This is a genomic window from Marichromatium sp. AB31 (assembly GCF_003718685.1).
GTDB lineage: Bacteria > Pseudomonadota > Gammaproteobacteria > Chromatiales > Chromatiaceae > Marichromatium > Marichromatium gracile.
The window spans coordinates 1-24,143 of record NZ_RHFI01000030.1; the positions used below are offsets into that span (position 1 = coordinate 1).

The 24,143-nt window shown below is 66.4% G+C and carries 20 protein-coding genes and 1 pseudogene; 4 read left to right on the forward strand and 17 right to left on the reverse strand.

Going from position 1 to position 24,143, the window contains the following annotated elements; all coding sequences use genetic code 11:
• Positions 1 to 2: 2 nt before the first annotated feature.
• The 12 genes from EBL84_RS16950 to prpF form a co-directional block, all read right to left on the reverse strand.
• On the reverse strand, positions 3 to 395 hold the full coding sequence (locus EBL84_RS16950) for a hypothetical protein (RefSeq protein ID WP_148040313.1): 393 nt from the start codon (positions 393 to 395) through the stop codon (positions 3 to 5).
• A gap of 480 nt (positions 396 to 875) precedes the next feature.
• Positions 876 to 1,322 (reverse strand): protein tyrosine phosphatase family protein, encoded by a 447-nt coding sequence (locus tag EBL84_RS15210; protein WP_123141590.1) that lies wholly within the window; start codon positions 1,320 to 1,322, stop codon positions 876 to 878.
• A 133-nt stretch (positions 1,323 to 1,455) separates the two neighbouring features.
• Positions 1,456 to 3,690: a multiheme c-type cytochrome gene (locus EBL84_RS15215; protein WP_123141591.1), complete on the reverse strand. Its 2,235-nt coding sequence runs from the start codon at positions 3,688 to 3,690 to the stop codon at positions 1,456 to 1,458.
• Positions 3,690 to 4,673 carry an HAD family phosphatase gene (locus EBL84_RS15220; protein ID WP_123141592.1) on the reverse strand — a complete coding sequence of 328 codons (984 nt, stop codon included), beginning with the start codon at positions 4,671 to 4,673 and terminating at the stop codon, positions 3,690 to 3,692. The genes EBL84_RS15215 and EBL84_RS15220 overlap by 1 nt, the downstream gene beginning before the upstream one ends.
• A gap of 29 nt (positions 4,674 to 4,702) precedes the next feature.
• Positions 4,703 to 5,239, reverse strand: a complete 537-nt coding sequence (locus tag EBL84_RS15225; RefSeq protein ID WP_123141593.1) for a hypothetical protein — start codon at positions 5,237 to 5,239, stop codon at positions 4,703 to 4,705.
• A gap of 72 nt (positions 5,240 to 5,311) precedes the next feature.
• A complete protein-coding gene (locus EBL84_RS17500) occupies positions 5,312 to 5,437 on the reverse strand; it encodes a hypothetical protein (protein WP_255420159.1) in 126 nt (41 codons plus the stop codon).
• Between the two features lie 69 nt (positions 5,438 to 5,506).
• On the reverse strand, positions 5,507 to 6,964 hold the full coding sequence (locus EBL84_RS15230) for an arylsulfatase (RefSeq protein WP_223807035.1): 1,458 nt from the start codon (positions 6,962 to 6,964) through the stop codon (positions 5,507 to 5,509).
• Between the two features lie 53 nt (positions 6,965 to 7,017).
• Positions 7,018 to 7,788: a sulfatase-like hydrolase/transferase gene (locus EBL84_RS15235; protein ID WP_223807036.1), complete on the reverse strand. Its 771-nt coding sequence runs from the start codon at positions 7,786 to 7,788 to the stop codon at positions 7,018 to 7,020.
• Between the two features lie 741 nt (positions 7,789 to 8,529).
• Positions 8,530 to 9,606 carry a DUF4340 domain-containing protein gene (locus tag EBL84_RS15240; RefSeq protein ID WP_123141594.1) on the reverse strand — a complete coding sequence of 359 codons (1,077 nt, stop codon included), beginning with the start codon at positions 9,604 to 9,606 and terminating at the stop codon, positions 8,530 to 8,532.
• Entirely contained in the window at positions 9,603 to 12,497 is a 2,895-nt protein-coding gene (locus EBL84_RS15245; protein WP_123141595.1) for a Gldg family protein, read from the reverse strand. The genes EBL84_RS15240 and EBL84_RS15245 overlap by 4 nt, the downstream gene beginning before the upstream one ends.
• Positions 12,490 to 13,428 carry an ABC transporter ATP-binding protein gene (locus tag EBL84_RS15250; protein WP_123141596.1) on the reverse strand — a complete coding sequence of 313 codons (939 nt, stop codon included), beginning with the start codon at positions 13,426 to 13,428 and terminating at the stop codon, positions 12,490 to 12,492. Before EBL84_RS15250 ends, EBL84_RS15245 begins: the two co-directional genes overlap by 8 nt.
• A gap of 258 nt (positions 13,429 to 13,686) precedes the next feature.
• Positions 13,687 to 14,862 carry a 2-methylaconitate cis-trans isomerase PrpF gene (gene prpF, locus EBL84_RS15255; protein WP_123141597.1) on the reverse strand — a complete coding sequence of 392 codons (1,176 nt, stop codon included), beginning with the start codon at positions 14,860 to 14,862 and terminating at the stop codon, positions 13,687 to 13,689.
• Positions 14,863 to 15,151: 289 nt separating this feature from the next.
• On the opposite strand from prpF, the gene EBL84_RS15260 reads away from it, so the two are divergent.
• Complete coding sequence (locus tag EBL84_RS15260) at positions 15,152 to 15,862, forward strand: IS3 family transposase (RefSeq protein ID WP_123141598.1); 711 nt, start codon at positions 15,152 to 15,154, stop codon at positions 15,860 to 15,862.
• A gap of 226 nt (positions 15,863 to 16,088) precedes the next feature.
• The gene (locus EBL84_RS16955; RefSeq protein ID WP_148040314.1) at positions 16,089 to 17,333 is read left to right on the forward strand and encodes a hypothetical protein; all 1,245 of its coding nucleotides are present in this window, start codon (positions 16,089 to 16,091) and stop codon (positions 17,331 to 17,333) included.
• Positions 17,334 to 17,444: 111 nt separating this feature from the next.
• Here EBL84_RS16955 and EBL84_RS17400 read toward each other — a convergent pair.
• Together EBL84_RS17400 and EBL84_RS15270 are read right to left on the reverse strand one after the other, a co-directional pair.
• Positions 17,445 to 17,780: pseudogene (locus tag EBL84_RS17400) on the reverse strand (transposase); the annotation flags it as partial.
• A gap of 271 nt (positions 17,781 to 18,051) precedes the next feature.
• The gene (locus EBL84_RS15270) at positions 18,052 to 18,309 is read right to left on the reverse strand and encodes a hypothetical protein (RefSeq protein WP_223807037.1); all 258 of its coding nucleotides are present in this window, start codon (positions 18,307 to 18,309) and stop codon (positions 18,052 to 18,054) included.
• Here EBL84_RS15270 and EBL84_RS15275 point away from each other — a divergent pair.
• Positions 18,265 to 18,681, forward strand: coding sequence for an IS3 family transposase (locus tag EBL84_RS15275; RefSeq protein WP_223807038.1), 417 nt, complete (start codon positions 18,265 to 18,267; stop codon positions 18,679 to 18,681). The two genes, EBL84_RS15270 and EBL84_RS15275, sit on opposite strands and share 45 nt — an antisense overlap.
• A 42-nt stretch (positions 18,682 to 18,723) precedes the next feature.
• On the opposite strand, the gene zwf is transcribed toward EBL84_RS15275, so the two are convergent.
• From zwf to glgX, 3 genes are read right to left on the reverse strand one after another with little or no spacing between them, the layout of a single operon-like run.
• On the reverse strand, positions 18,724 to 20,271 hold the full coding sequence (gene zwf, locus EBL84_RS15280) for a glucose-6-phosphate dehydrogenase (protein WP_123141600.1): 1,548 nt from the start codon (positions 20,269 to 20,271) through the stop codon (positions 18,724 to 18,726).
• Positions 20,272 to 20,298: 27 nt separating this feature from the next.
• On the reverse strand, positions 20,299 to 21,312 hold the full coding sequence (gnd, locus tag EBL84_RS15285) for a phosphogluconate dehydrogenase (NAD(+)-dependent, decarboxylating) (protein WP_123141601.1): 1,014 nt from the start codon (positions 21,310 to 21,312) through the stop codon (positions 20,299 to 20,301).
• A 26-nt stretch (positions 21,313 to 21,338) separates the two neighbouring features.
• Complete coding sequence (gene glgX, locus EBL84_RS15290; RefSeq protein ID WP_123141602.1) at positions 21,339 to 23,417, reverse strand: glycogen debranching protein GlgX; 2,079 nt, start codon at positions 23,415 to 23,417, stop codon at positions 21,339 to 21,341.
• A 274-nt stretch (positions 23,418 to 23,691) separates the two neighbouring features.
• Between glgX and EBL84_RS15295 the strand changes: the two genes are divergently transcribed.
• A complete protein-coding gene (locus EBL84_RS15295) occupies positions 23,692 to 24,060 on the forward strand; it encodes a hypothetical protein (RefSeq protein WP_123141603.1) in 369 nt (122 codons plus the stop codon).
• Positions 24,061 to 24,143 lie beyond the last annotated feature (83 nt).

Sequence of the window (24,143 nt, forward strand, 5' to 3'; positions counted from 1 at the left end):
ATCTATTGTTCTATTCTTCTGCAACCTTGATAGAAAGGATTGCATGCTGCGCCGTCATCTGGCTTACATTTGTCAAAAATAGGAAAAATACCATCTTCACCAACAATCTTTAGTTCGCTTGTGGAGTAAATGGTTACTCTAGACTCGCAAGGAAACTCAAATCCCATTATGAAATTGTTAATTTTTGCTCTGTCGCCGTCATCCAGAAGCTGATGGTTGTCAATAATGAAAACATAATGAGCTTCATTTTTATTTGAAGTGCATAATGTCTCATCATCTCTTTCCTTGTGTTTTTCTTTTAATAATTCAAAAAAATAAAAATAAAAAATCAGAATAACAGACCCGGCAATAATTAACAGCAATCCTAGCTTGTCTTTTTTTGAAAGTTTAAACAATTTAGTTCACCAATTGGAAAAGAAAGAGTTTTAGTAGTGCACTGACCGATAGTTTTCGATAAGATAAGAATCTCTTGCTTTAAGGATGAAGAAGATTTATCCGACATGTCCGCAGTGTCACTCTAACCATGTGACCAAAAATGGATTCAACCGACTGAAAAAGCAGTTGTGCAAGTGTCAAGATTGCGGCCGCCAGTTCGTGCTCCATCCTGCCAAGGGGGCGGTTTCTCAGGAAACCCGCGAACTGATCGATCAATTGGTGCTGGAAAATATCCCTGCCCGGAATTGCCCGCGCGGTGAAAGTATCCGAGGTCTAGCTGCAGAACTACGTGAACGAGAATTTCAAGAAGGTTCCTCTTCAGGTCGCGCTAAAAAGACATCAGCCCCTACAGAGTAATCCTGGAGCTGGAGCTGGAGCTGGAGCTGGAGCGAGACGAGCCGTGGTCATTTTTGCTTTTCCTTTCAAGCACTTGAAACGCGTTAGTCAACGCCTTCCATGCAGTGCACAAAAAACTCCCCCCAAACCCCATCCCCCGCCCAAACCTCCCGCATCGGAAACCTCGCGACCTCCTCAGCCTCCCCCAACTCAATCCGCCGATACAGATAAACAAACGCACTCACCCGCATGTTGCGGGCACAGTGCACCCAGACGCGCCGTCCCTCTCGCTGCAACGCGCGCAGCAAGACGGAGAAGGTCTGGTAGTCGGAGACCTGCGGTTGTTCCCAGTCGACGGGGATCTGGATGTAGCTCAGCCCGAGCGCGGTGATGCGTTCGGCCTCGCCGGGGAGGGCGTTGTGGGCGGTGGGTGGGGCGAGGTTGATGACGGTGTCGACACCCAGCCGGGGCAGGGCGGCGATGTCGGCCTCGGAGAGCTGGCCTGAGGTCCAGAGCCAGTCGAAGACCTGGTGGGTGTTCTCGGCGTCCACGGCGCTTCGGTCCTTGCACGCCCAGGTTGCTGACCGACGCGGTCCGGCGATCTTCGCGGGCCCTGGACGTGGCTTCCACCCGAGTCTATACCACCCTTTTGGTGCAGTGGAAGCCCTGTGTGTACAGGTCGGCTCAGGGCGGTCCGAGCCGCTGCAGCTTGGTCGCATAGTCGAGCGCCAGTTGCTGCTTGCCGTGACGGCGGGCGAGGTCGACGATGGCGACCAGCAGGTCGCGATCCTCCGGGTGACGATGCTGGGCGGCGCGCAGGGTGGCGAGCGCGGTCTCCGGCTCGCCGGCGCGGGCCTGGGCGAGTCCGAGAACATAGGCATGGCGTGCGTTGTCGGGGGCGAGGCGGGCGGCGTGGCCGAGTGCCTCGACCGCGGCGGGCCAGCGCTGTTGGCGGATCAGCGCGAGGCCGAGCGCGTGGTGCAGGGTGGCGGCCTCGGGGCGTTGGGCGAGCCCCTGGCGGAGGGTGCGCTCGGCCTCTGCGTCGCGACCGAGTGCGCGCTGGAGGTCGGCCAAGTTGACATAACCTGGGACGAACCCGGGATCGAGCCGGAGCGCGGTGCGATAGGCGCGTTCGGCGGCCTCGGGGCGGCGGGCGTCGAGTTCGAGCAGGCCGATGTTGAGGTGTGACTCGGGCCGCTCGGCGGTGGCCAGTTGGGTGGCGCGATAGTCGTCGAGCGCCTGTTCCAGTCGTCGTGCCTCGGCGGCGTCGCGGGGCGTGGCGGCGAGCGGCGCGACGCGGCGCGCGGCGATCATGCGCACCGCGCGCACCGGGTCGTCGAGCCGGGGCAGCGCCAGGGCGCGCAGGGTCGCGGCATCGGCGCCGGCGAGTGCGTCCAGCGCCGCTGCGCGCACCAGGGGGGCGGGGTCGTCGAGCAGGCGGCGCAGGGTCAGCTCGCGCCCTGGATCGGGTGCGCCGCGCAGCAGGTCGAGCGCGCTGGCCCGGGCGATCGCCGGTTGGTCGCGGTCGGCGGCGAGCCGGAGCAGGCGCGGCTCGGCTGCGAGCGGGTCGTGGCGACCGGCGTGGAGGACCTCGCCGAAGTGGGGTGCTCGCTCCTCGGGCCGCGTGCCGTAACAGCGCGTTAGCGCCGCCTCGGCCCAGGCCGGGTCGCGGTCTTGGTGACACTGGTTGCAGGCGTTGGGGGTGCCGAGGGTGCGGCTGAGGTCGGGGCGGGGGATGCGCAGGCTGTGGTCGGCGCGTTCGTCGATCACCATGTAGCGGCGCTGCGGCATGTGACAGGCGACGCAGGCCGCGCCGCTGGAGCCTGCGGGGTGGTGATGGTGCGCCGGGGCGTCGTAGCGCGTCGCCGTATGGCAGCGGGCGCAGAGCGCGTTGCCCGGCGCGCGTGGCTGGAGGTCGTGTGGGTCGTGACAGTCGCTGCAGGTCACGCCGTGCCGGTACATGCGGCTCTGGATGAAGGTGCCGTGGACGAAGACCTCGTCGAGGATCTGGCCGTCGGGGTGGTAGCGCCCGGGTTCGAGCAGGGCGAGACGGTGGGTCTGGCCGAGCGGCTGGCCGGGTGTCGGGTCCTCGTGGATCAGCCCGCGCCGGGCGTGACAGCGGGCGCAGGTGTCGAGTTCGCGCTGCGCGGTGCGCGCCACCGTGCGTCTGGGCAGGCCGTGCTCGGGGTCGATCACCCAGTGCCCGCCGTCGCGGTCGCGGAGGTCGACGTGTAGCCCCTTGGTCGCGCTCCACTGGCCGGGCCCGGCGGCGACCGCGCGGGCCTCGGCGACGTGTGTCGCGCCCGCGCCGTGACAGGCCTCGCAGGCGACGTCGATCTCCGACCATGTGGTGTGGTAGCGGTCCTCGGCGAGGTCGTAGCCCTTGCGCAGGCCGGTCGAGTGACACTCGGCGCACTGGTGGTTCCAGGTCTGGTCGCGGCTGGTCCAGTGCAGCGGGTGCTCGGGGGTGAGCGGGGTGTCGGGGTAGAGATGGAACCAGCGCTGGCCGCCGTCCTCTGGTGCGCGCGCGTCCCAGGCGATGCCGAGGGGCTGGAGACGACCGCCGGGGAAGGCGATGAGGTATTGCTGCAGCGGCCACCAGCCGAAGGTGTAGTCGATGCGGTAGGTGTGGATCGCGCCGTCCGGCCCCTCGGTGTCGACGTAGAAGCCGCCATCGCGACGGAAGAAGCGGCTGGTGACGCCGTGCGCCTCGATGCGGGCGTCGGCGAAGTCGCCGAGCACCGTCTGCTCGCTCGCCTCGGTCATCGCCAGGTCGTGGTGCGAGCCGCGCCAGCGCGCGGTCTCGGCGGGGTGGCACTCGGCGCAGACGGCGACGCCGACATGCCCGGGCGAGTGCGCCGCGCTCGCCGTCGGCGCGAGCAGCACGACGAACAGCGCGAGCGCGCGCGTCGGCGACATCAGCGCGGCGTGCTCGGCGCCGCCGGGAACACCCGCAGCCAGTCCTCGCGCATCGACACCAGTCGCCAGCCCTTGCCCTCGGCGTCGTCGAGCGCCTGGTCGAGCCGACCGATGGCGCTGTCGCGGTCATAGGCGTATTCGCGCTCGGGGTCGTCGTGGTGGATCAGCAGGCCGAGCCGGGGACCGTCGCCGCTGGTGGTCCAGTCGAGCATCTGGTAGTCGCCGTCGGAGTTGCCGACGGCGAGGATCGGGCGGCGACCGATGTGCCGGGCGATGCCGACCGGCTTGCCGGCCTTGTCGTCGACGAAGCCGATCTCGGGTCGGCGCATCAGCCGGGGCTGGCCGTCGTCGCCGATCTCGTAGACCAGCTCGATCTGCGAGCCGATCACCTGCTCGGGCGGGATGCCGTAGATGGCCTCGGTCCAGGGGCGCATGAAGTCGATGCCGCCGCCGGAGACGATGAAGGTCTTGAAGCCTTCGGCGCGCAGATAGGCGAGCAGCTCCAGCATCGGTTGGTAGACGAGGTCGGTGTAGCGCCGGTCGAAGCGCGGGTGGTGCGCCTCGGCGATCCAGGCGCTCACCAGTGCGGTGAACTCGGCGCTGGACAGCCCGGTGTGGGTGGCGGCGATCAGTTCGAGGATGGCGTGGTGCCCTGCCTCGGCGAGTGCGTCGAGATCGTCCGCGAGGACCGCGTCGAAGGGCGGCTGGGTCGACCACTGCGGGTGTGACGGGGCGAGTGCCCGCACCCGGTCGGCGGCGAACACCAGCTGGGTGTAGACCGGTTGCTCGACCCACAGGGTGCCGTCGTTGTCGAACACCGCGATGCGCGCCTCGGCCGGGACGAAGTCCGCTCCCGGGGTGGTGACGGCATCGACGAAACCGATGATCGAGGTCTTGAGCGCGCCCGCCCGCCACGAGGGCAGCGGGTCGGCGAGCGCGAGCGTGGGCAGGAGCAGGCAGACGAGTAGCAGGCGCGGACGCATGGTGGGGATCCTTCCTGTGTGGTGTCGGGTCAGAAGTGCCAGCTCGCGGCGAGCACCGGACCGCTGAAGCGGATGTGATCGAGCCGCTCGTCGTCGTCGAACGACCAGGCGAGATGGCGATAGAGCAGCGAGACGGCGAGCGCCTCGCGGCGATAGCTGATCCCGCCGAGCGCCTGCCAGGCGAGGTCCGACTGGCCGGCGCCGAGATCGACCCGCCAGGGCAGCGACCAGCGCTGATCGAGCGTGATCCGTCCGCGCAACCCGCCGATCAGGTCCCAGGCGCCCTGCGAGGCGCGGCGCTCGCGGGTTCCGGGAATCGTGCTCGAGAAGTCGATCTCCAGATCGAGCCGCCGCACCCCGGCGAGCAAGTCGAGCTGAAGGCGCTCGCGCTCGACCAGACGGTATGCGCCGCTCAGGTCGAGGATCCAGCCCTTGGTGCCGAGTTCGGCATCGACCCGGGGCCCGCCGCCGATCGGCAGGGTCGCGCCATCCTCGGCGCTGACGTTGAGATAGACGACGTCGCCGATCAGTGTCCAGGGGCCGCGTCTGGCCTCCAGAGCGCCCATGAAGGCGAGATCGAGGTTGCGGATCAGGGTGTCGAAGCCGACGTCGAGCTCGGCGCCGCGGGCGGTCTCGCCCTAGATGCCGGCGCCCCAGAGATAGAGGCTGGCGCGGTAGTGGGTTTCCTCGGCGGTGCTGGAGGCGCTGGCGAGGACGCAGCCGGCCAGCAGGGCGGTGGTGATCCGGGGACGAATTGGGGACATCCGTGGCTCCTCGGGTCGAGAGGGATCGGCGCGCGGGGACGCCGCGGTCCCCGCGCGCCGGTGCGACGCCTAGTGCGCGCCCGGGGTCAGCATGGTCTCCATCACCTTGTCGAGACTGAAGCTCGCCGCCTCCTGGCGTGGCGGGAACTCCTGGAAGGTCTCCAGGAAGTTCGCCACATAGGCCTGTGCCGGCACCAGCAGGAAGGCGCGGTCGAGCTGCCAGTCGTGATAGGTGTTGGAGGTGATGGTCGCGCGCTCGTACGGATCACGCCGCAGGTTCTCGATCAGCGGCACCCGCAGCGGCACGAAGGGCTCCATCCACACCCGCAGCGTGCCCGGGCTCTTCTGCTCCATGAAGAGGATCTTCCAGTCGTCGTAGCGCAGCGCGGTCAGGTCGCCGTCGTCGGAGAAGTAGAAGATCTCGTGGCGCGGCGTGTCCGCGGTCTCGCCGGTGAGCAGCGGCAGGATGTCGTAGCCGTCGAGATGGACCCGGTAGTCGCGCCCGATCGCCTGATAGCCTTCGAGCAGCTGCTCCTTGATGTCGGGCTCGCCGGCGATCGCGAGCAGCGTCGGCAGCCAGTCCATGTGGTGGACGATGGCGTTGCTCCAGGTTCCGGGCTCGATCCGGCCCGGCCAGCGCACCATCGCCGGCACCCGCCAGCCGCCCTCCCAGTTGGTGTTCTTCTCGCCGCGGAAGGGGGTCGCCGCCGCGTCCGGCCAGGTGTTGTAGTGCGGGCCGTTGTCGGTGGAGTAGAACACCAGGGTGTTGTCGGCGATGCCCAGCTCGTCGAGCTTGTCGAGCAGCTGGCCGACGTGCATGTCGTGCTCGACCATGCCGTCGGCGTACTCGTCCTGCCCGGAGACGCCGCGCAGCTCGTCCTTGACGTGGGTGCGAAAGTGCATGCGGGTGCCGTTCCACCACACGAACCAGGGCTTGCCCGCCTTGGTCTGCTCCTCGATGAAGCCGAGCGCGCGGGCGACGGTCTCGTCGTCGATGGTCTCCATCCGCGCCTTGGTCAGCGAGCCGGTGTCCTCGATCTCCTGGGTGCCGTCGGGCATCGCCTTGGCGTGGATCACGCCGCGTGGGCCGAAGCGTTCGCGGAAGGCCGGATCCTTGGGATAGTCGAGGTTCTCCGGCTCCTCCTCGGCGTTGAGGTGATAGAGGTTGCCGAAGAACTCGTCGAAGCCGTGGTTGGTCGGCAGGTGCTCGTCGCGGTCGCCGAGGTGGTTCTTGCCGAACTGGCCGGTGGCGTAGCCCTGCGCCTTGAGCAGCCCGGCGATGGTCGGGTCGGCCTCGTGCATGCCTTCCTCGGCCCCCGGCAGCCCGACCTTCGAGAGCCCGGTGCGGAACACGCTCTGGCCGGTGATGAACGACGAGCGCCCGGCGGTGCAGGACTGCTCGCCGTAGTAGTCGGTGAAGGTCAGGCCCTCGTCGGCGATGCGGTCGATGTTGGGCGTCTGGTAGCCGACCAGCCCGTGGGTGTAGGCGCTGATGTTCGACTGACCGATGTCGTCGCCCCAGATCACCAGGATGTTGGGCGGCTCGGCGGCACCGGCAGTCGAGACCGCGAGCAGCGCCGTCAGCCCCAGCCCCAGGGCGCCGCGCCGATGGCGTCCCCTCGGATGCGTGCGATACGACCTCGGATGATGAAGCCGAGCGCGCGGGCGACGGTCTCGTCGTCGATGGTCTCCATCCGCGCCTTGGTCAGCGAGCCGGTGTCCTCGATCTCCTGGGTGCCGTCGGGCATCGCCTTGGCGTGGATCACGCCGCGTGGGCCGAAGCGTTCGCGGAAGGCCGGATCCTTGGGATAGTCGAGGTTCTCCGGCTCCTCCTCGGCGTTGAGGTGATAGAGGTTGCCGAAGAACTCGTCGAAGCCGTGGTTGGTCGGCAGGTGCTCGTCGCGGTCGCCGAGGTGGTTCTTGCCGAACTGGCCGGTGGCGTAGCCCTGCGCCTTGAGCAGCCCGGCGATGGTCGGGTCGGCCTCGTGCATGCCTTCCTCGGCCCCCGGCAGCCCGACCTTCGAGAGCCCGGTGCGGAACACGCTCTGGCCGGTGATGAACGACGAGCGCCCGGCGGTGCAGGACTGCTCGCCGTAGTAGTCGGTGAAGGTCAGGCCCTCGTCGGCGATGCGGTCGATGTTGGGCGTCTGGTAGCCGACCAGCCCGTGGGTGTAGGCGCTGATGTTCGACTGACCGATGTCGTCGCCCCAGATCACCAGGATGTTGGGCGGCTCGGCGGCACCGGCAGTCGAGACCGCGAGCAGCGCCGTCAGCCCCAGCCCCAGGGCGCCGCGCCGATGGCGTCCCCTCGGATGCGTGCGATACGACCTCGGATGTTGCGATCGAGCCATCTGCAATCTCCTCTGGTTGGTCTTGCGTTGCGCGCGCGTGCGCCGGACGAGGGACGAACGCCCGCCCGGGATCCGTCAGCGACCCCGGGGGCAGTGCCCGATGTCGCGTCATCAGTCGAGCGAGCGAGTCGGACGTCGAACCCGCTCGGGGAGGTGTTGCCATCGCCGGGGCTTGGGGCGTCGCCCTTCGGGGTCGGTCGGCGGAATGGCGGTCGAGGTCGGTTGCTGTTGGATTTTACACTTTGGGTGTAAAAGACTCGTTCGCAAGTCGCTCGTTCGGGGCGAGCGACCCGAAGGGTTTGCCGGTGTGACGAGCGGGGGCGGTGGATGGTGCCCCGGTGCTTGTGGGCCTGACTCGGGCAGGGAAAAAGAGCGATCGGCCAGCTCGCTGGTTGGCCGAGGCGCGGCGCGCCGCAGGATGGATGGCGCTCTCGCGTGAGTCGATGGGGTGAGTGACCGACCGGCCCGATGCCGATGATCGGCGTCTGCGCCCGGTCACTCATCCCATCCTACGTCTCGTCCAGCTTCCAGCGATCAGCTTCCAGCCTCCAGTCGGGGAGGCTGGTGTGCATGATCGGCGATTGACGGGAAGACGGTATCTTGGCGGTTTAATCTCTCCGGCTGGCGGCTGGCGGCTGGCGGCTGGCGGCTGGCGGCTGGCGGCTGGCCCCCCGTCCACCAACGCTGCCGAGTCGGCGATCGAACGCTGGATGGACGGGGAGCCCGAGACCGCCGACCGAATCAGTCCGGCTGCGCGGGAGAGGAAGCGGGCTCGGTCGAGATCGTCTCGGCGGGTGTCTCTGGCGGCGCGCTGTCCGGCGCTGCCGGGCTCGCGGGCTCCGTCGCCGGTGCTGGCGCTTCCGGCGCGACCGTCAGGTCATCGGCCTCCAGGTCGAGCAGCTCGCCGAGGTCGTAGCGCGAGAGCCGGAAGACATGGGGCAGGTGGTCGCTCTGTAGCGCATAGTCGCCGTCGTCGAGCGCGCCGATGCGGTAGTGACGCGTGCCCGTCTCCAGACTGAGGTCGAGTTCGAGCGCCGGCTGGTCGAGCCCGTGCGCGGACTCGGCCCCGGCATCGAGCAGGGTGCGGTAGCCGAGGTTGGCGACGCTGCGCACCAGGGTGTCGATGGCGTGCTGGTCGGCGCTGCGGCCCTCGGTCGCGCCCTCCAGTCGCCAGCCATCGCCGTCGCGTGCGACCCGCCAGCCGTCACCGGCGATGGCGGTGATCTGCTCCGGGTCGACACGCAGCAGCCCGGTGTCGATCCAGTCCTCGGCGCGGTTGGAGAGATCGGCGAGGGCGAGCGGCAGGTCGAGCACCGCCGTCTCCCCGGCGGGGCGGGCGAACAGCCGACGGTAGCCGGGCGAGTCGCCGGCATAGAGTGTGGCGAGCGGCTCGCCAGCCTGATCGGCGAGCACCAGCCGCCGCTCGAAGGCGTCGTCGGCGACGCGGAAACGCGCCAGGGCCGCGTCGCTGGTGGCGATCGGCGGGGTGCGGCGCAGTGCGCCCAGGGTGTCGAGCAGGCGCGCGACCTGACCCTCGCGCACCGGCACGCCGCCGAGGCTGGCGAGGGTCCAGCCGTCCTCGCCGCGTTCGAGCACCAGCGGCTCGCTGTCGTCGGGGCCTGCGATGGTCACCCGCGTGACCGTCTCGGGGTCGAGGTCGAAGAGCGCCGCGCCGCTCGGGGCGGGGGTGCCGACCCCGGCGCCGCCGAGCCCGAGGATCAGGGCGAGGAGCAGTTGCAGCGCCAGGAACGCGCCCAGCGCGATCACCACGGGCGCGCGCAGATCGGCGCGCCAACGCATGTCGATGGCCGTTGTCATCGTGCTTCACCTCCGCTGGCGAGGATGGCCGCCGCGGCGCGGGCGCGCCGCCGCCGGGCCATCCGATGCAGCCAATAGACCAGTGCCAACCCGGCGAGGGCGGCGAGATAGTTGATGGCCTCCCAGAACACCCGTGCCTGCTGGTCGAGCGGCGCCAGGGTGCGGCTGAACTGACCGCGACCGCGCAGCGCGAGCAGCCCCCGGTCCTCCAGCGACCACTCGACGGCGTTCTGGATCAGCTCGACCGGCTTGAGGTAGTGGGTCTGGGTGGCGTCGGTGGCGAGCCCGATGGCGGTGTCGGTGAGGAAGCTCGACGAGCCGATCAGGATCAGCCGCGCCGAGGCCGGCGAGCTGTCGACCACGCCCGAGATCACCGGCGCGGCGTCCTCGGTCTCGGCCTCGTCGGCCGCCGTGTCGTCGTCGCTGCCTTCGAGCAGCGGCGAGGGCCGACCGGCGAAGGGCGAGTCGAAGCGACCCTCGAGGGCGACGGCGAGCAGCTTGCGGCCTCGGTCCTCGCCGCGGGCGAAGCCGAGCGCGCCGTGGGCGTCGAAGTCCGGCTGCATCTCCTCCGAGTCGCTGCTCCAAGCCCGGTCCGAACTCTCCAGCAGGCGCGTCACCCGCCGCCCAGCGTTGGCCTCGGCATCGAGGGTGATCGGCGAGGTCCAGTTCATGGTGATCCAGCCGAGGTTGGCGGTGATGCCGGAGTCGGCATCGAGCCCGTCGTCGCGCACGTCGGGGAAGTAGGGATAGTCGAGGGTCTGAATCTCCTCGACCAGGAAGCCGCCGATGTCGCGCTGCACCGGGATCGGGAAGGGGGTGTTGCGCGGATCGAGCACCAGGCTCGGTTCCAGGGTGATGCCGTAATGGCCAAGCCAGTCCTCCAGCCCGGTGTCGATGCGCCGGGCGCTGATCGAGCCGCCGCCGAGATCGACGTCGAAGCGCGAGGCGGCGAGGATCACCGTGCCGCCCTGCATCAGGAACTGGTCGATGGCGAAGCGCTGGCGCTCATCGAGCGATTCGGGGGCGATCACCAGCAGTAGATCGGTGGTGTCGGGGACTTGGCCGCTGGCGAGATCGGTGTCGACCAGGTTGAAGCCCTCGCGCAGCCGCTCGCGCAGCAGGCTGTAGCCGGGGCCGCCGGCACCGGGCATGCCGAAGCGGTTGGGGCCCTGCTGCGGGGTATAGAGCGCCAGGGTGCGCAGCATCCCCGGGGCGAAGCGCTTGACCGCGGCGGTGATGGCGCGGTCGAGCCCGGCGCGGTCGAGCGACTCGGGCAGCGGCACCGGGATTACCTGGTCACCGGCGCGGGCGATCATGTAGAAGTAGAAGGGCGTCGGGTCGAGCAGGCTGACCACCAGCGGCTCGAAGCCGTACTCGCTGGCGATGCGCTCGGCCAGGGCGCCGTCGCCGGCGTCCGGGTCGCTGATGCGGTAATCGAAGCGCCCGTCGGCGCGCTCGGCGAACTCGGCGAGCACCGATTCCAGATCGTCGCGCAGCGCCGGCAGTGGTTCGGGCAGACGCTCGGGGGCGGAGACGAAGGCCTCGAGCGTCACCGGCGTGGTCAGCCCGGCGAACACGTCGGCGCCGCCGCGATAGCCGTAGAGCACCTTCTTGATGGTGCGGGCGATGTCGTACTCGGGGTTGCGCAGCCGCACCTCCAGGTCGGACTCGCCGCGCACCTTCACTTCGATCAGATCCTGGAAGCTGAGCGTCTCGTACTGATCGCCGTACTGCACCAGCAGGTCGAAGTAGGAATTGACCACCGAGGTCTGGTAGCGATCGGCGCTCTGGAAGGCGACCGGGTGGATGCCGTAGCGTTCGCCGGCCTCGCGTTCGAGATCGGGGTGGTCCTTGGGATCGACGAACTCGACTCGCACCCGATCGCCGCCGGCGATCTCGATCTCGCGCAGCAGGTCGCGCAGTTGCGGCACCAGCGGGGCGAGCAGCGGGTGGGTCTCGGCGCTGAAGTAGCCGCGGATCAGCAACGGCTCCTGGAGCTGGGCGAGATAGTTGCGGGTGGGCTCGGAGATCGAGTAGATCCGCCCCTCGGTGAGGTCGACGCGGGCGTTACCGATGGCGTTGAGCCACAGGTTGGCGGCCACCAGGTTGGCCACCACCAGCAGGGTGACCAGCCGCCAGCGCCGGTGATGACGCGGGTTGGCCTCGTCCTCGGCCCAGCGCAGCCGCTCCAGGCTGTGGACGGTGAGGGTGAGGAAGACGCCGACGATGCTTAGGTAGTAGGCGAGGTCGCGCAGGTCGATCACCCCGCGGGTGATGGAGTCGAAGCGCGCCCCGGTACCGAGCAGGCGCAGCAGCTCGCCGCCGCCGTGGCCGAACAGCCCGGTCAGGGTCTCGGCGCCGATCAGGTAGAAGAGGGCGCAGATCAGGGTCGCGCCGATCAGCGCAACGATCGGGTTGTCGGTGCGCGCCGAGACGAACAAGCCGATCGCCAGATAGGCCGCCGCCAGCAGCAGGGTGGCGAGATAGGCGCCGAACACCGGGCCCCAGTCGAGCGGACCGAGCTGCGCGACGGTGAGCGGCAGCGGCAGGGTCAGCGCCAGGGCCACGGCGACCAGCGCGAGCGCGGCGAGGAACTTGCCGAGCACCAGCCGGTAGAGCGGCACCGGCAGGGTGAGCAGGGTCTCGAGCGTGCCGGCGCGGCGCTCCTCGCTCCACAGCCGCATGGTCAGCGCGGCGCTGAGGAAGATCAGCAGGATCGGCATCCACTCGAACAGCGGTCGCACGTCGGCGATGTTGCGGGCGAAGAAGGCATCGACCCAGAAGAAGACGAACAGACAGACGGCGAGGAAGCCGCCGATGAAGAGATAGGCCACCGGCGAGCCGAAGAAGGCCGCCAGCTCGCGCCGGGCCACGCGCAGGGTCTCAGCCATGATGCACCTCCACGGGCCGCTGGGTGACGGCGCCGAACAGCGCCTCGAGGTCGTGACGCTCGGGGGCGAGCGCGTGGAGCGGCCAGTCGCGCGCGGTGATGGCGGCGGCCACGCGCGGCGCGGTGGCGTCGGGATCGGCGGTGGTAAGGGCGTAGCGATGGCGTCCGTCGGCGCCGCCGAGGTGCTCGACCGCCTCGACCCCGGCCAGCTCGACGAGCGCCGGGCGCGCCTCATCGGGGCCCCGGTCGAGGGTGACCATCAGACGGGGCGCGCCGCCGATGCCGGCCAGCGGCCGGTCGAGCGCGAGCCGGCCACCGTGCATGATCAGCACCCGATGACAGACCGCCTCGACCTCCTGGAGGATGTGGGTCGAGAGGATCACCGTCGCCTCGCGGGCGAGTTCGCGCACCAGATCGCGCATGTGCTGGATCTGCGCCGGGTCGAGCCCGTTGGTGGGCTCGTCGAGGATGAGGATGCCCGGCTCGTGGAGGATCGCCTGGGCGACGCCGAGGCGCTGGCGATAACCGCGCGAGAGGGTGGCGATGCTCGCCCCGGCCTTGGCGCCGAGCGCGGTGCGCTCGATCGCGCGGCGAATCATCGGCGGGCGCTCGGCGGTGGCGATGCCGCGCAGCGCGGCTTGGTAGTCGAGCGCCTCGATCACCGTCTGCTCGGGCGGCAGCGGACAGTTCTCGGGGAGATAGCCGATGCGCCGCTGGATCGCGCGCCGCTGCTCGGCGATGTCGAGCCCGTCGACGCGGATCTGTCCCGCGCTCGGTTCGAGGAAGCCGGTCAGCATCTTCATGATGGTGGTCTTGCCCGCGCCGTTGTGGCCGAGCAGCCCGACGATCTCGCCACGGTCGATGGAGAACGACACCTCCCTGACCGCTTGCAGCTCGCCGTAATTGCGACTGAGCTCGCGAACCTCGATCATGGTCAAACCTCGGTGATGGAGTTGCGAAGATGGGTGCCGCGCGCTGGCGGCAGGGCATGGATTTCACCGCAATCGACCCGGTATCCGCAAGGGTTCTCGCATGATCGTGGACGCAACGGAACCAATCGGGCGCGAAACCATCGAAAGCAGTTCGGTCCGTCGCTGGCGCCGGTGAGCGGCGCGTGGTGGATCGATCGAATCCGGCCCCGCCGTCGACGGCGAACCGAGCCGCTGCAGCCGCCGACTGGCCCTGGCCCATCACCAGGGCACCAGCATCCGGCCCTCCATCAACCGCCGCGCGCTGCGTCGCATGATCGCGCGGCGCGCCGTCCAACCCGCGTCCGCGGGCACCACCTCGGCGCCGACCTCCAGCACCCCGGCGGGGTGACCGATACGCACATGGCGCACGCCGTGCTCGCCGGCCCAGGGGGTGAGGGCGTTGACCAGGGTGCCGGGGAGGGCGGCGGCGACCGCCAGCGCCACCGCGCCGGTGCCGGTGAAGGCGTGGTGCAGCCGCCCCATCGAGAGGATGCGGGCGAGCAGGTCGCAGCGCGTGGCCGGAACGCTGGCGCCGGTCGAGTCGCGATAATCGGCGGCGGGCGCGACCCAGGCGAGCTTGGGGGTGGCGGGGCGCGCGCGGCTCACCGCCTCGGGTGTCTCGCCCAGCCCCATGCGCACCGCGCAGTGGGCGCGGATGCGTTCGAGCCGGTCGAGCAGCGCGGGGTCGCCGTCGATCGTCGCGCGCTGCTCGCGCCCGTCAAGCCCGAGATCGGCCGCGCGCACGAATACCGTGGGGTTGCCGGCGTTGATCAGACTGACCGCGAGGACGCCGACCCCGGGGACCTCGATCTGCTCGCACGCCCGACCGGTAGGCAGCAGCGGCGCCTCGGCCGAGCCACCGGGGTCGAGAAAGCTCAGCTCCACCGCCGCGCCCGGCCAGGGCACGCCGTCGAGCCGGAAATCGCCGTCGACCACGGGCTCGCCGTCGCGTACCGGCACCCGGGCGATGATCCGCTTGCCGATATTCGCCTGCCAGATACGCACCTCGGTCATCCCTTCCTGGGCGCGGACCAGCCCCTCCTCGATCGCAAAGGGACCGACGGCGGCGGTGAGGTTGCCGCAGTTGCCGCTGTAGTCGATCACCGGGTCGGTGATCGAGACATGGCCAAAGCGATAGTCGACATCGCAGTCCGGGCGCTCGGAAGGGGCGATCAGCACGACCTTGCTGGTGCTCGAGGTGGCGCCGCCGAGCCCGTCGATCTGCTGCCCGTAGGGATCGGGGCTGCCGAGCGCGCGCAGCAACAAAGCATCGCGCTCGGCAGGATCGGCGGGCAGGTCGGCGGCGTGGAAAAACACCCCCTTGCTGGTGCCGCCGCGCATCCACACGGCGGGAACGCGCCGCTGGGCGCGACGGGGGCGGGTGGGATCGGACATACATCGAACTCCTTGGCTGGACGATCGCCCGATTGTCCACGCGGCGTCCGCGAACCGCCAGCCTTCAGCTCCCAGACCCCAGCTCCGTAGGTTGGGCTGCCGCATAGCGGCAACCCAACTTCTGGGTAGTGCCCTGACCGATAGGTTTCGATAAGATCAGAATCTCTTGCTTTAGAGGCTTTAGAGGCTTTAGAGGCTTTAGAGGCTTTAGAGGCTTTAGAGGCTTTAGAGGCTTTAGAGGCTTTAGAGGCTTTAGCGCGGGGAATGGACACTACGTGACGACGGGCCGCTGATCAAGGCGCTGAGCGCGCTAGCCGAGCGCCATCCATCCGCCGGTTTCCGCAAGCGCCATGTGCGGCTGCGCCGCGCCGGACATCCCTGGAATCACAAGCGGGTCTGGCGGGTGTATTGCACGCTCAAGCTCAATCTGCGGCGTCAGCGCAAGCGGCTCCGTGCGCTCCGCCCGCCGCAACCGCTGGTGCAACAGATCCGTCCCAACCTGCAATGGTCGGCCGATTTCATGAGCGATGCGCTGAGCAGCGGCATGAGTTATCGCACCTTCAACCTCATCGACGACGACAACCGTGAGGCGCTGCGTATCGAGGTCGACGTCTCGCTGACCTCGCCGCGCGTCATCCGCGTACTCGAACAGGTCATCAGTGCCCGGGGGCGCCCCGAGCGTCTGCGTCTCGACAACGGACCGGAGTTCACCAGCAGCGCCTTCCAACGTTGGGCCACCGAACGTGGCATCGCCCTCGACTTCATCAGCCCCGGGAAACCGACCCAGAACGGCTTCATCGAGCGTTTCAACAGCAGCTTCCGCCGCGAGGTCCTCGATGCCTGGCTCTTCAACACCCTCGAGGGGGTTCGCCAACAGGCAGACGACTGGCTCGACGAATACAACCTGCGCCGACCGCACGAATCGCTCGGCGATCTTTCACCAATCGAGTTTCTCAACCGCCGCGGACATGCCGCAGTGTCTATTTACGAATGGACCTAAATAGGGGGAGTTGACAGACGCAGTGCGCCAACGATCTGCAGCTCGCTGTACTTGCTCTTGCGCATGTGGGCTCTCCTCTGCTCAGCCACCATCATGCCGTCGGTCTCTAATTTTCGCTGGACCTATTTTTGGGGAAGGGGACACTGGGGCTTGTGCTCATTTGCTGGAATGCCTTGGAGTGGGCGTAGGGTCTTTTGATGAGGTGTCTTATTTTTCGGAGGAAAATATGAAAGATTTTGAAATATTGCTGGAAAAGCTTTCAAAGCTAGAAGTGGACGAATTTATATCTGCACAAGAATCTTTAAAAGTAGAAGAGTTTCTTAGGTTCGCAACTCCAGAGCTAATCAATAAAGTACTTGAAAACTTGAAAGAATCCACGTTGCGAAAAATTTCTAGCGAAATTGAAGCGGGTGTCTTGAAGCGAGCGTTGGATGTTGCCTCGGAAAATTCATTGCGGTGGTATGTTCAGGCGTCGTCATTGAGTTCATTGAAGAGAATTTCAGCGGCTAGCTCAAACGCTCTAATTGAAAAGTTAATTGATGTAGCTTCCGATCAAAAGCGAAGAGAAATCATAATAAAATCTCTTCCTTTGGGGCGGCGTAAGCAGTGGGAAGAATATATAATGAGAGAGAAAAAAAGAACTAGAGAGCTAAGAGAAAGCGCAAAGCAGGCAGAAGAGTCTTTGGTTGAAGAAAGAAAGCGTATAGCTGATGATCTTTCCTCCGCCATTAAAGCAAAGGAAGAAGCGCTAGCAGAGGTCGAGAAAGTAGCAAATCTCAAAAAGAAACACTTGGATGAAGAGATTTTACTTGCAAAAGATAGGCTAGAGTCATTGCTCAGTGAGACTTCGCAGAGGGAGAAAGAACTTAAAAAGCAGGAGGAAAGCTTAGCTCAAAGAGTTGCAAAGCTCAACGAAGAGCATCAAAAGCAGGTTCAGCAACGTATCGAAATCAAAGTTCCAGAGTATGTAAGTGCTGCGGTAAAGGTTTTGGAGGATCTTGAAACTAAATATAGAAAAAAGGCAAGAAGCTGGAGCATCCATGGCACGTTAGTTCTCGTTGTTGCAGTGTTTGTTACGGTATATATGTCAATGCTGGGCTCTGGTTTTATTGACAAAGAAGCTAAAGATGTCGGTTGGTCACTGCTTATTTTTATATCTTTTAAGGGGCTTGTTGTGTTGAGTGTTCTTGGCTTATGGGCAAGGCATGCATTTGCTGTGAGTAATGCTTACATGCACGAGGCTATCAAAAGATCTGACAGGGCTCATGCGATAAATTTTGGAAAGCTATATTTTGAAATTTATGGTAATGCTGTAGATAGGAGTGAGCTGGTTGAGATATTCGAGAACTGGAATATAGCTAGCGAGAGTGCATTTAGTAAAATTAAGATAAAAGATAAAGATTTTCAGGTGGTTGAGCAAATTAAAGAGCTAGTCAAAGTTATCAAGCTGTCAGAGGGTAAAGAAAGCTAATAATAAGCGAGAGAGTGAAAGCTTTACGCTGCGCTAAAATTTATTTCTTTCGCTGGTCGTTATAAGCAGAAAGTCGACCAGCATGGATGCCTAAAAAATAAATAAGAGGGCCTACGTTTTGTACGAAAAGTAATGCCTGAGGCATCTGCTGATATAAGCAAACGTGAACATTGCCGAGAAGCTGGTCGCCAACTTGTCGTAACGTGTGGCGATGCGTCGACAGGACTTGAGCCAGCCGAACAGCCGCTCGATGACGTTGCGCTTGCGATAGCTGGGCTTGTTGAGTGCCCGAGGGCGGCCAGGCTTGGGCTTGCGCACGCCCTGGCGCTGCGGGATCACCGGACGGATACCGCGCCGATCGCATTAGCGGCGTAAATCGTCGGCATCGTAGCCCTTTTCGGCGAGCAGTTGGCGGCAACGGGTGCGCGGACGACCTCGATGAGCGCTGGGCAAGCGGACTGAGGTTCCCCTGTTTTTTCGTCCCCCAAGGGGGCATGCGATCGTCTGATCGCGGCTCTGTCTCGCCTCCTACTGTTGCGTGAACTCGATGGGTGAACAGTAGCCAAGTGTCGACTGCAGTCGCTTGCGGTTGTAGAAGACCTCCGAAGGCCGTAGCGCGCATCGCCTCGCGGGTCGGGAAGCGCTGACCGACACTGGGGGCTGGTTGCTGAAGGCTGACCGCTTTCTTTACGGTTAAAGCGTCTTCAGCCGCTGGCGCTTAACTCGTTTGATCGGCTCCAGGCGTGAGGATGCGCCGCCAGCGTCGGCCGTCGTTGCGCAGCAGGTCGCCGGCGGCGGCGGGGCCCCAGGTGCCGGCGGCGTAGTTGGGGAAGTCGCGTGCCGGTAGCGCGGACCACACGTCCTGTACCGACTCGACGATCTCCCAGCCCTTCTCGACGGTATCGGCGTGCTTGAACAGGGTGGCGTCACCGTGCATGCAATCGTAGATCAGGGTTTCGTCAGAGGAAGGGGACACCCACGTGACAACGAGCCGCTGATCAAGGCGCTGAGCGTGTTGGCCGAGCGCCATCCATCCGCCGGTTTCCGCAAGCGCTATGCGCGGCTGCGCCGCGCCGGACATCCCTGGAACCACAAGCGGGTCTGGCGGGTGTATTGCGCGCTCAAGCTCAATCTGCGGCGTCGGCGCAAACGGCTCCGTGCGCTCCGCCCGCCGCAACCGCTGGTGCAACCGATCCGTCCCAACCTGCAATGGTCGGCCGATTTCATGAGCGATGCGCTGAGCAGCGGCATGAGCGATCGCATCTTCAATCTCATGACGTTGATGCCGGAGAAAGACCCTCGCGGGTGTTGGGTTGCCCACCGGTCAACGGTTATCGCGCCATCGTAGGGACGGCGCATCGGTGGGCAACCCAACCTACGGCGCTGGCGCTCAACTCGTTTGATCCGCCCCGGGCGTGAGGATGCGGCGCCAGCGGCGGCCGTCGTTGCGCAGCAGGTCGCCGGCGGCGGCGGGGCCCCAGGTGCCGGCGGCGTAGTTGGGGAAGTCGCGTGCCGGCAGCGCGGACCACACGTCCTGTACCGACTCGACGATCTCCCAGCCCTTCTCGACGGTGTCGGCGTGCTTGAACAGGGTGGCGTCACCGTGCATGCAATCGTAGATCAGGGTCTCGTAGCCGGTGGCCGGGGCGTTGCCGAAGTAGTCGGCGTAGCAGAAGTCCATGTTGACGGTGCCGACGCGCATCTTGGGCCCGGGGACCTTGGCCCCGAAGCTCATCTGGATGCCCTCGTTGGGCTGGATGCGCAGCACCAGCATGTCGGGGTCGAGCTGGTCGACATCGGTGTCCTTGAACATGATCTTGGGGGCGCGCTTGAACTGGATGACGACCTCGGTGTACTGGGCGTTGAGCCGCTTGCCGGTGCGCAGATAGAAGGGCACCCCGGCCCAGCGCCAGTTGTCCATGCTGAGCTTGAGCGCGGCGAAGGTCTCGGTGCGCGAGTTGGGCGCCACCCCGGGCGAGGTGCGGTAGGCCTGGACTTGTTCGCCGCTCGGCATCCGCCCCTCGCCGTACTGACCGCGCACGGCGTGGGTGAGCACCTGCTCGGGGGTGAGCGGCTGGAGTGCGTCGAGCACCTTGTTGATCTCGTCGCGTACCGCCTCGGAGTCGAACGAGTTGGGCGGTTCCATCGCCAGGAAGCCGAGCAGTACCAGCAGGTGGTTGGGGATCATGTCGCGCAGCGCGCCGGCCTTTTCGTAGTACTCGCCGCGGTGTTCGACCCCGACGGACTCGGCGACGGTGATCTGCACGTGATCAATGTGCTGGCGGTTCCACAGCGGCTCGATGAAGGCGTTGGCGAAGCGGAACACCATGATGTTCTGCACGGTTTCCTTGCCGAGGTAGTGATCGATGCGATAGATCTGCTCCTCGTCGAGGTTCTGGTGGAGCAGCCGGTTGAGCGCCCGGGCCGACTCCAGGTCGTCGCCGAAGGGCTTCTCGATGATCACCCGGCGCCAGTCGTCCGGGGTCTCGGTGGTGAGGCCGACGGCGCCGAGCAGCCGGGTGATGTCGCCGAACAGCGCCGGCGGTACCGCGAGATAGAACAGATAGTTGCCGTCGGTGCCGCGCTCGGCGTCGATCCGGGTGAGCCGCTCGCAGAGCGCGACATAGCTTTCGCGCTCGGTGATGTTGCAGCGCATGTAGTGGATGCGCTCGCACAGCCGCTCCCAGACGTCCTGGTCCCAGGCCGCGCCGACATGATTGCGCACCGCCTCGGCCATGCGGTCGCGGAAGGCCGCGTCGTCGAGTTCGAGGCGGTCGACCCCGAGCACCGCGAAGGTCTCGGGCAGCAGCCCGCCGCGCGAGAGGTGATAGAGCGCCGGGACCAGTTTGCGCCGGGTGAGGTCGCCGCCGGCGCCGAAGATGATCATCACGTTCGGTGGCGCCGGCGGGGCGTTGTCGGAGGTCAGTCGTTGTTGCATGGGGATCGCTCCTTGATGGGCGGGCGCTCAGGCGGACTTCTCGTGGTGACCGCCGAACTGGTAGCGCATCGCCGAGAGGATGCGATTGGCGAACTCGGCCTCGCCCTGGGAGTTGAAGCGCTCGTAGAGCGCGGTGGTGAGCAGCGGGGTCGGGGTGCCGGTCTCGATCGCGGCGATGCTGGTCCAGCGTCCCTCGCCGGAGTCCGACACCCGTCCGCTGAAGTTGCCGAGTTCGGCGTCCTCGGCGAGCGCGTTGGCGGTGAGATCGAGCAGCCAGGAGGAGACCACGCTGCCGCGCCGCCACAGCTCGGCGACCTCGGCCAGGTCGATGTCGTACTGGTAGTGCTCGGGGTTGGCCAGGGGCGCGGTCTCGGCGTCGGTGGCGCGCTCGGCGCGCCCGGCGCCGGCGTGACGCAGCAGGTTGAAGCCCTCGGCATAGGCGGCCATGAGGGCGTATTCGATACCGTTGTGGACCATCTTGACGAAGTGTCCGGCGCCGCTCGGTCCGCAGTGGAGATAGCCCAGCTCGGCGCCGCGCGGCGGGCCCTCGCGCCCGGCGGTGCGGGGGATGTCGCCGACGCCGGGGGCGAGATCGGCGAGGATGGGTTCGAGTCGGGCGACGGCCTCGGTGGCGCCGCCGACCATCAGGCAGTAGCCGCGCTCGCGTCCCCACACCCCGCCGCTGGTGCCGCAGTCGATGAAGTGGATGCCCGCAGGCGCGAGCCGTGCGGCATGGGCGATGTCGTCGCGGTAGTTGGAGTTGCCGCCGTCGATGATCGCGTCCCCCGCCTCGAGCTGGGGTTCGAGCACGTCGATCACCGAGTCGACCACGCTCGCCGGGACCATGATCCAGACATGGCGGGGGGCGGCGAGTTGGGCGCACAGCTCGGCGATGTCCGCCGCGCCGCTCGCGCCGTGCTCGACCAGGGCGGCGACCGCCGCCGGGTCGCGATCGTAGACCACGCACTGGTGGCCGGCGGCGAGCAGGCGCTGCACCATGTTCGCGCCCATGCGGCCGAGTCCGATCATTCCGAGTTGCATCGTTGCGCCTCCGTTGGCAGTCGTGATCAGTGGAAGAAGCCTTCGAGCACCACCACCGCGTGCGCCTCCACACGCAGCCGCGGTTGTTCGATCGGCGGTTGTGCGCCGGGGTCGAACACCCAGGGTTCGCGGGCGGTGTCCAACGCCAGGTACCAGGTCATGCCGGCGATCGGCGGCAGCGCGAACTCGAGCGGCTCACTGCCCATGTTGAGCATGACATGCAGGGGCGACTCGCCCTCTTCAAGTCCGTCGAGGGTGAAGGCGAGGGCGTGGTTGCCGGGCGCGTCCCAGTTCGGCTGTTCGAGTCCGACCCCATGCCAGCGGATGTCGGGCAGGGCGTGTCCGGGTGCGCGCTCGCCGGTGAAGAAGCGGTTGCGACACAGCGCCGGGTGACGGCGGCGCAGCGCGATCATGGCGCGCACGAAGTCGAGCATGGCGGCGCTGTCGTCGTGCATGCGCCAGTCGATCCAGCCGAGCGGGTTGTTCTGGCAGTAGGTGTTGTTGTTGCCCTGCTTGGTGCGCAGCAGTTCGTCGCCGGCGTGGAGCATCGGCACCCCCTGGCTGAGCATCAGGATGGCGATGAAGTTGCGCGCCTGACGCCGACGCAGGGCGAGGATGGCGGGGTCGTCGGTGGGGCCCTCGACGCCGCAGTTCCAGCTCAGGTTGTGGTCATGGCCGTCGCGGTTGTCCTCGCCGTTGGCCTCGTTGTGCTTGTGGTCGTAGCTGACCAGGTCGTAGAGGCTGAAGCCGTCGTGACAGGAGACGAAGTTGATGCTGTTGGTCGGCAGCCGGGCGCGGCTCTCGTAGAGATCGCTGGAGCCGGCGATGCGGGTGGCGACCTCGGCCACCAGTCCGGGGTCGCCGCGCACGAAGCCGCGGATCACGTCGCGATAGCGTCCGTTCCATTCCGCCCAGCGGTAGCCGGGGAAGTCGCCGACCTGATAGAGCCCGGCGGCGTCCCAGGCCTCGGCGATGATGTGCGCGCGATTGAGCGCCGGGGAGAGCTCGATGGCCCAGAGCACCGGGGCATGGTACTGCGGGTTGCCGTCCTCGCCCCGGGCCAGGGCGCTGGCGAGATCGAAGCGGAAGCCGTCGACGTGCATCTCGCGACTCCAGTAGAGCAGCGAGTCGATGAGAAAGCGGGTGACGATGGGGTGGTTGCAGTTGAGGGTGTTGCCGCAACCGGTGTAGTCGCGATAGCGGCGCCGGTCGATGAAGTCGAGGTGGTAGTACATCTCGTTGCCGAGCGCCTTGAAGCTGATGACCGGGCCGTCCTCGCCGCCCTCGGCGGTGTGGTTGAAGACCACGTCCATGATCACCCCGATGCCGGCGCGATGCAGCGCCTTGACCAGGTTGCGGAACTCGTCGCGGGCCTGGCTGACATCGACGGCAAAGCCCGGGTGGGGGGCGAAATAGCTGTGGGTGCTGTAACCCCAGAAGTTCTCCAGCCCGCGCGCGGCGGTCGCCGGGGGCACGTCCTGGGTGTCGAAGGCCATCACCGGCATCAGCTCGACATGGGTGATGCCGAGCGATTGCAGATAGGGGATCTTCTCGATCACCCCGAGGAAGCTGCCCGGGTGCGCGACCTCGGCGCTGGGGTGACGGGTGAAGCCGCCGACGTGCATCTCGTAGATCACCGAGGCATTGAGCGGGATGTGCAGCGGATGGTCGCCCTCCCAGTCATAGCCGTCGCGCACCACCTGCGCGCGCATCGCGGTGGCGGTGTTGTCGCCCGGTCGGCAGGCGGTGGTGCGATCCCACAGCAGGTCGCTGACGGTGGTCGCCCAGGGGTCGAGCAGCGCCTTGTCGCCATCGAGCCGACAGCCGGTCTCGCGGGTGTCGCAGCGTCCGCGTACCCGCCAGTTGTAATAGGTGCCGTCGGGCAGGTCCTCGACGAAGACGTGCCAGAAGAAGAAGGTCCGGTTGACCCTGGGGTCGAGCGCGATGACCTCGTCGGGCTCGGTGTCGTCGGCGCGCTCGAACAGCAGCAGCTCCATGGACTCGGCGTAGCGCGAGAAGACGCAGAAGTTGACGCCGCCCTCCATAGGGGTTGCGCCGGTGTTGTCCCAGACACCGGGCTGCACGGAAGATCTCTGTCGCGTCATGGTACGGCTCCTGCTCATGATCGCCGCTGTTCGCCCCCTTCTGGTCGTCATCGGCGCGACGGCTGCTGGCCGTCTGTGTGTACTTCGACCGCGGCGCGTGTGGGCCCGGTCACCAACGCCATCTCCCTGCGTTTTCGTTCGGCATCCTGCGGTCATCGCAACCCGTCCCGATTGATCGGGGCGGCGTCTTGAAGTCTAGACCCTGCAGACGAAGTTCGCTCAATACGAAAGGGACAGATTGAAAAAGACGAGCCTGAGCGATACGTTAGGCGACATGAACCGATCCAGACGCGCGCTCCCCCTGCTGCTGGTGCTCTGTCTGCTCGCCTTCCAGGCGCAGACGGTGGCCGCGCGCGCGCTCGACTGTCTCCATCTCGGTGCGTCCGTCACCGAGGTCGCCTGTCCCGGCCACCTCCAGCCTGCGGGCGGGATCGACCGACAACCCGCAGCGCCCGGGGGCGGGGGCTCCCCCTTCGACTGCGCCAAGTGCGCGCTGGCGCTCACCCTCGGCGTACTGCAGGCGCCACCGGCGACCCCGCCGCTGCTGCTCGCCGACCGTGGCGCGGTACATCGGCCGCGCCCCCCCGCGCATTTCTATCTGCACGACCCCGAACACCTGCTGCGTCCACCGCGGACCGACTGACACCGACCCGATCCATCGCGGGGTCCCGTCGACCCCGTGCCGATTCAGTTCTGTGTCTGCGGGGCACGCCCGGTGCGTGTCCC

Excerpts from the sequence above, each read along its gene's own strand:
- EBL84_RS15215 (WP_123141591.1), bottom strand. The coding sequence starts at position 3,690 with ATGTCGCCGACGCGCGCGCTCGCGCTGTTCGTCGTGCTGCTCGCGCCG.
- EBL84_RS15220 (WP_123141592.1), bottom strand. The coding sequence starts at position 4,673 with ATGCGTCCGCGCCTGCTACTCGTCTGCCTGCTCCTGCCCACGCTCGCG.
- EBL84_RS15225 (WP_123141593.1), bottom strand. The coding sequence starts at position 5,239 with ATGGGCGCTCTGGAGGCCAGACGCGGCCCCTGGACACTGATCGGCGAC.
- EBL84_RS17500 (WP_255420159.1), bottom strand. The coding sequence starts at position 5,437 with ATGTCCCCAATTCGTCCCCGGATCACCACCGCCCTGCTGGCCGGCTGC.
- EBL84_RS15235 (WP_223807036.1), bottom strand. The coding sequence starts at position 7,788 with ATGGCTCGATCGCAACATCCGAGGTCGTATCGCACGCATCCGAGGGGA.
- EBL84_RS15240 (WP_123141594.1), bottom strand. The coding sequence starts at position 9,606 with ATGACAACGGCCATCGACATGCGTTGGCGCGCCGATCTGCGCGCGCCC.
- EBL84_RS15245 (WP_123141595.1), bottom strand. The coding sequence starts at position 12,497 with ATGGCTGAGACCCTGCGCGTGGCCCGGCGCGAGCTGGCGGCCTTCTTC.
- EBL84_RS15250 (WP_123141596.1), bottom strand. The coding sequence starts at position 13,428 with ATGATCGAGGTTCGCGAGCTCAGTCGCAATTACGGCGAGCTGCAAGCG.
- prpF (WP_123141597.1), bottom strand. The coding sequence starts at position 14,862 with ATGTCCGATCCCACCCGCCCCCGTCGCGCCCAGCGGCGCGTTCCCGCC.
- EBL84_RS16955 (WP_148040314.1), top strand. The coding sequence starts at position 16,089 with ATGAAAGATTTTGAAATATTGCTGGAAAAGCTTTCAAAGCTAGAAGTG.
- zwf (WP_123141600.1), bottom strand. The coding sequence starts at position 20,271 with ATGCAACAACGACTGACCTCCGACAACGCCCCGCCGGCGCCACCGAAC.
- gnd (WP_123141601.1), bottom strand. The coding sequence starts at position 21,312 with ATGCAACTCGGAATGATCGGACTCGGCCGCATGGGCGCGAACATGGTG.
- glgX (WP_123141602.1), bottom strand. The coding sequence starts at position 23,417 with ATGACGCGACAGAGATCTTCCGTGCAGCCCGGTGTCTGGGACAACACC.
- EBL84_RS15295 (WP_123141603.1), top strand. The coding sequence starts at position 23,692 with ATGAACCGATCCAGACGCGCGCTCCCCCTGCTGCTGGTGCTCTGTCTG.